Source organism: Piscinibacter sp., assembly GCF_050175855.1.
Lineage (GTDB): Bacteria > Pseudomonadota > Gammaproteobacteria > Burkholderiales > Burkholderiaceae_C > Piscinibacter.
The window spans coordinates 1-5,171 of record NZ_JBFXIO010000366.1 but is presented as its reverse complement, the minus strand read 5'-3'; the positions used below and the strand labels follow the sequence as shown (position 1 = coordinate 5,171).

Below are 5,171 nucleotides of genomic sequence, written 5' to 3'. Positions count from 1 at the left end.
GGCCGCGGCGTCGCCTGGGCGGGCCGGGCCGCGTGCCGTCTCGGCGATCAGCTCGGCCGAGCTGCGCATCGCCGCCAGCGGGTTGCGGATGCCGTGCGCCACCGCGGAGCTCATCTCGCCGAGCACCGCGTAGGTCTCGTTCTCCACCAGGCGGCGCTGCTGTACCTGGATCAGCCGGTCGGCGCGGCGCACCAGGCCGAACAGGGCGACGAACAGCAGTGCGCCGAACAGCACCGCGCCGGCCAGCATGTAGCGGCGCAGCTGGGCGAGGATGTGCATCAGCCCGCGCGGGTTCTTGTAGAACTCGATCGCACCGACCACCGCGCCGCTGTTCACGTCGCGCACCGGCACGTAAATCTCGACGAACAGCTCGTCGGGCTGGGCCAGCGATTCGTACTCGGCCTTGCCGTTCACGCGCTCGTCGCGAGTCTTCTTCTCCACCACCACCGATCCGGCCAGCGCCAGGTCGAGCTCCTCGTTGGGGCCGAAGCGGCGGCCCCGCAGGGCCGCGTCGCTCGACCAGACCACGGTGCGCTGCAGGTCGTAGACGTTGGCGCGCAGCACGTCGGACATGCGGGCGATGTGCTGGAACGACACCTCGGCCTCGGCCGGCACGCCGGCCTCCGGCCGCGCCAGCACGCCCTGCAGCGGAGTCTCCACCGCCACCAGGCTCTGCACGAAGTCGCGCGTCAGCGAGGCCTCCTGCAACAGCATGCGCTGGGTCACGAACCAGCCGAGCAGCCACACGCTGGCCGCGGCGATCACCGCGATGGCCAGCAGCGCCACGCCGCCGAACCAGCGCGTCAGGCGGAAGGCCGGCGCCGCGTTCGCGCTGGGGGAAGACTGGGTCATCTGACCCCCAACGGCTGGGGGATTTGCCCCAACCCGCACCGGGCCGACGCCCCGCGCCTCGGTGAATCAAGGACTTGCGTGACGTTCATGGGCTGGTCCGGTTCTTGTGTCATGTTGGGAGAATTTTCCCAAACTTGACCCCAACCAGCAAGAGGCCCCGAATGAAGCGCATCCTGGTCTACTCGCACGACACCTTTGGCCTGGGCAACATCCGCCGCATGCTCGAGGTGTCGCGGCACCTCGTGCAGTCGTCCGCCGAGGTGTCGGTGCTGGTGTTGACCGGCTCGCCGATGCTGCATGCATTCCGCATCCCGGAGCGCATCGACTACGTCAAGCTGCCCTGCCTGGCGCGCGACACCGCCGGCCGCTACGGCGCCCGCACGCTGCCGATCACGCTCGAAGAGACGGTGCGGCTGCGCGCCAACCTGATCCGCTCGGCCATCGCCGACTTCGCGCCCGACCTGATCCTGGTCGACAAGAAGCCCTTCGGCGTCGAGGACGAGCTGGCCGGCGCGCTGCAGGCGCTGCCCGGCGCGGCGAAGCGGCCGAAGCTGGTGCTGCTGCTGCGCGACATCCTCGACAGCGCCGAATCGACCCGCCGCGTGTGGCGCAAGAACGGCTACTTCGACGCCATCAGCACCTGGTACGACCAGGTGCTGGTGGTGGGCTGCCCCGAGGTCTACGACCTGCGCCGCGAATACGACTTCCCGCCCTTCGCCGCCGCGAAGGTGAGCTTCTGCGGCTACATCGCCCGCGAGCCGGGCCAGCAGTCGCGCACCACGGTGCGCCGCACGCTCGGCGTGAGCGACGGCCAGCCGCTGCTGCTGGTTACTCCCGGCGGCGGAGAGGACGGCGGCGAACTTGTGGCCACCGCGCTGGCCGCCCTGGCGGCGATGCCACCGGCGCAGCGGCCGCGCGCCCACGTGGTCTGCGGTCCCGAGATGAACGAGGCGCGCCGCTCGGCGCTGCACCAGGCAGCAGCGGCGATCGACGGCGTGAGCGTGCAGGACTTCTGCGACGACATGATGTCGCTGATGGATGGCGCCGACGTGGTGCTGGCCATGGGCGGATACAACACCGTCTGCGAACTGCTGACGCTGCGCAAGCGCGCGCTGCTGGTGCCGCGGATGAAGCCGGGCGTCGAGCAGTGCCTGCGCGCCGAGCGCATGGCGGCGCTGGGATTCGTGCGCATGCTGCACCCCGAGCTGCTCGGCCCGGCCACCCTGGCCGCCGCGCTGCAGGCCGAGCTGACGGCGTGGAGCGCGAAGCAGCAACCGGCCTTCCTGCGCCGGCTCGACGGGCTGCAGCGCGTGACTGCCGCCGTGTTCGAGCTGCTCGGCCATCGCGCCGTGCCGCCTTCGCCCGCCGAGGCCGCCGCGCCGGCGCGACGACCCCGCGCCGCGAGGCTGGAGCTGCAGGCGTGAACGGCACCGTCGAGTCGCCCCAGCGCTGCGTGGGCGTGCTGGTCAAGCGCTTTCCCAAGCTCTCCGAGACCTTCGTGCTCGAGGAGGTGCTGGGCCTGGAACGCCTGGGCGTGCCCCTGCGCCTGTACACCCTCGCGGCGCCGAGCGACGAGCTCGCGCACCCGGCCGTCGCCCAGGTGCGCGCGCCGGTCGTGCAGGTTCCGCCGTCGCTGCAGCAGCCGCTTCGCCTCGCCCGGCGCCATCTGCGCGAAGCGGCCGCGGCACCCTGGCGCTACCTGCGCGCGCTGGCCGGGGCCGCCACCCGCGGCACCGCCGGCTGGCGCGACTTCGCGCGCGCCGGCTGGCTGGCCGGGCAGCTGCGCGAGGACGGCGTGGCGCACCTGCACACGCACTTCATCTCGCAGCCGGCCGACGTGGCCGAACTGGCCTCGGCGATGAGCGGCCTGCCCTTCTCGATCTCGGCACACGCCAAGGACATCTACCTCTCGCGCCCCGACGACCTGAACCGCAAGCTGCACGCCGCGCGATTCACCGTGACCTGCACCGAGTTCAACTGCCGCGTGCTGCGCCGCGTCGCGCCCACGGCCACGGTACAGCGCATGTACCACGGCATCGACGCCGGGGCCTTCCATCCGGCCCGGCGCGCGGTGCCCTCGCTGGTGCCGCTGGTCCTGTCGGTCGGCCGCCTGGTCGAGAAGAAGGGGCTGGACACGCTGATCGACGCCTGCCGGCTGCTGCGCGGGCGCGGCGTGCCGTTCCGCTGCGAGATCGTCGGCTACGGCGCCGAGCGCGAGCGGCTGGCCGCGCTGATCGAGCACCACGGCCTGGCCGACCAGGTGCAGCTCAGCGGCAAGCTCACCCGCGAGCAGGTGATCGACCGCTACGCGCGCGCCGCCGTCTACGTGCAGCCCAGCCGCGTGGCTGCCGACGGCGACCGCGACGGCATCCCCAACGTGCTGCTCGAGGCGATGGCGATGGGCCTGCCGGTGGTGGCCACGCGCATCTCGGGCATCCCCGAGGTCGTGAAGGACCGCCACAACGGGCTGCTGGTCGGCGCGGAAGACCCGTCGGCCATCGCCGACGCGGTGCAGCAACTGATCGAGGCACCGGCGCTGGCCGCGCAGCTCGGCCGCGACGCACGCCGCACGGTGACGCGCGACTTCGACAACGACCGCAACCTGCGCGTGGTGCTGGGCCTGCTGGCCGCCGCGCACGCGCACGAGCCGCAACCGCTGGCCGCCTGAGGATCCCATGGACAAGATCGCCTACGTGATGAACGGCTTCCCGCGCCTGTCGGAGACCTTCATCGTCCACGAGATCCACCAGATCGAGCGCCTCGGCCTCGCGCTGCGCCTGTACTCGGTCAAGCGCGAAGGCGAGCCGCAGGTGCACCCGGTGGTGGCTGCCATCCGTGCGCCGCTGGCCTACCTGCCCAAGGCGAGCTCGCTGTCGGGCAGCACGCTGGCCGGCTGGCTGGCCGCCAACCTGCCGGCCTACGGGCGCGACCACGCCTTCGTGGCGGCGCGCCACCCGCTGCGCTGGAGCGCCACGCTGGGCAGCGCGCTGGCCCTGGCCTGGCGGCACCGCGGCCGCGACGAACGGGGACGAGTGCGCCTGCGCAAGGTGTTCGTCAAGGAGTTCCTGCAGGCCGGCGCCGTCGCCGCCGATGTGATCCGTCACGGCGATGTCGGCCACCTGCACGGCCACTTCTGCCACGGCGTGGCCACGATCACCGTCTGGGCGGCGCGCCTGAGCGGCCGCAGCTACAGCTTCACCGCGCATGCGAAGGACATCTACCAGGCCGAGCTGAACCCCGGCGACCTGCTCGAGCGCAAGATGCATGGCGCACGCTTCGTCGCCACCTGCACCTGCGCCAACGCTGCCGTGCTGCGCGCACGCCACCCGCGGCCCGACGAGGTGCACACCATCTACCACGGGCTGGACACCGACTGGTTCAGCCCCGCGACGCCACGGCCCGGCCAGGTGCCGCGCACGCGGCCGCTGATCCTCGCCGTCGGCCGCCTCGTCGAGAAGAAGGGCTTCGACCAGCTCATCGAAGCCTGCGCCCGGCTGCGCGGCGACGGCGTCGATTTCGAGTGCCGCATCGTCGGCGAAGCGGGCAGCGCCTCGGCCGCTATCGCCGCGCTGATCGAAGCGCGCGGACTGGGTGCGTGCGTGAGCCTGCACGGCCCGCTCACGCAGGCCGCGCTGCGCGAGGTCTACCGCGAGGCGCATGTCTTCGCCCTGCCCTGCCAGGTGATGGAGGACGGCGACCGCGACGGCTTCCCCAACGTGCTGGCCGAGGCGATGGCGATGGGCGTGCCGGTGGTCAGCACGGCGATCTCCGGCATCCCCGAGATGATCGACGACGGCGTGCACGGCCTGCTCGTCGAGCCGCGCGACCCCGACGGGCTCGCGCAGGCGCTGCGCCGCGTGCTCACCGACGCCGCGCTGCACCGCGCGCTCGCCCTCGGTGGCCGCCAGCGCATCTGCGAACGATTCGACTCGCGCCGCACCACGGTGGCCCTGCGCGACCTGTTCATCGCCCAGCTGCAGCGCGCCCAGGCGCGCTCCGGGCTGCGCAGCGAGGAGGCGCTGTCGTGAGCGAGCTGCTGCTGCCGCCCTGGCGCGACCTCGACGATGCGGCGCTGCTGGCGCACTTCCGCAGCCGGCGCGGCGTCCGCTTCGAGCCGGTGATCGACCCGGAGGAGATCACCGCCGAGCGCATCGAGGGCGTGATGCACGGCCGCTTCGAGTTCGTCGGGCAGACGCACCGCCTCCCCGACCCGATCGACTGGCTGGCCAATCCCAGCAGCGACGTCGAGTGGCACATCCTGCTGCACAAGTTCTACTACGCAGCCGGCCTCGCCCAGGCCTGGCAGGCCAGCGGCGACC

Annotated in this window: 4 protein-coding genes and 1 pseudogene; 4 read left to right on the top strand and 1 reads right to left on the bottom strand. The window is 72.4% G+C overall.

Going from position 1 to position 5,171, the window contains the following annotated elements; genetic code table 11:
- Positions 1 to 852, bottom strand: a pseudogene (locus AB7U92_RS21500) (sensor histidine kinase); the annotation flags it as partial.
- 161 nt (positions 853 to 1,013) lie between these two features.
- Between AB7U92_RS21500 and AB7U92_RS21495 the strand changes: the two are divergent.
- The 4 genes from AB7U92_RS21495 to AB7U92_RS21480 form a co-directional block, all read left to right on the top strand.
- Positions 1,014 to 2,276, top strand: coding sequence for a glycosyltransferase family protein (locus AB7U92_RS21495; RefSeq protein WP_428581864.1), 1,263 nt, complete (start codon positions 1,014 to 1,016; stop codon positions 2,274 to 2,276).
- Entirely contained in the window at positions 2,273 to 3,520 is a 1,248-nt protein-coding gene (locus AB7U92_RS21490; protein WP_428581861.1) for a glycosyltransferase, read from the top strand. Before AB7U92_RS21495 ends, AB7U92_RS21490 begins: the two co-directional genes overlap by 4 nt.
- A gap of 7 nt (positions 3,521 to 3,527) precedes the next feature.
- Positions 3,528 to 4,880 (top strand): glycosyltransferase, encoded by a 1,353-nt coding sequence (locus tag AB7U92_RS21485; RefSeq protein WP_428581858.1) that lies wholly within the window; start codon positions 3,528 to 3,530, stop codon positions 4,878 to 4,880.
- Positions 4,877 to 5,171: heparinase II/III family protein (locus AB7U92_RS21480; protein ID WP_428581855.1), on the top strand; the 295-nt coding region annotated here is incomplete at its 3' end. The genes AB7U92_RS21485 and AB7U92_RS21480, both read left to right, overlap by 4 nt.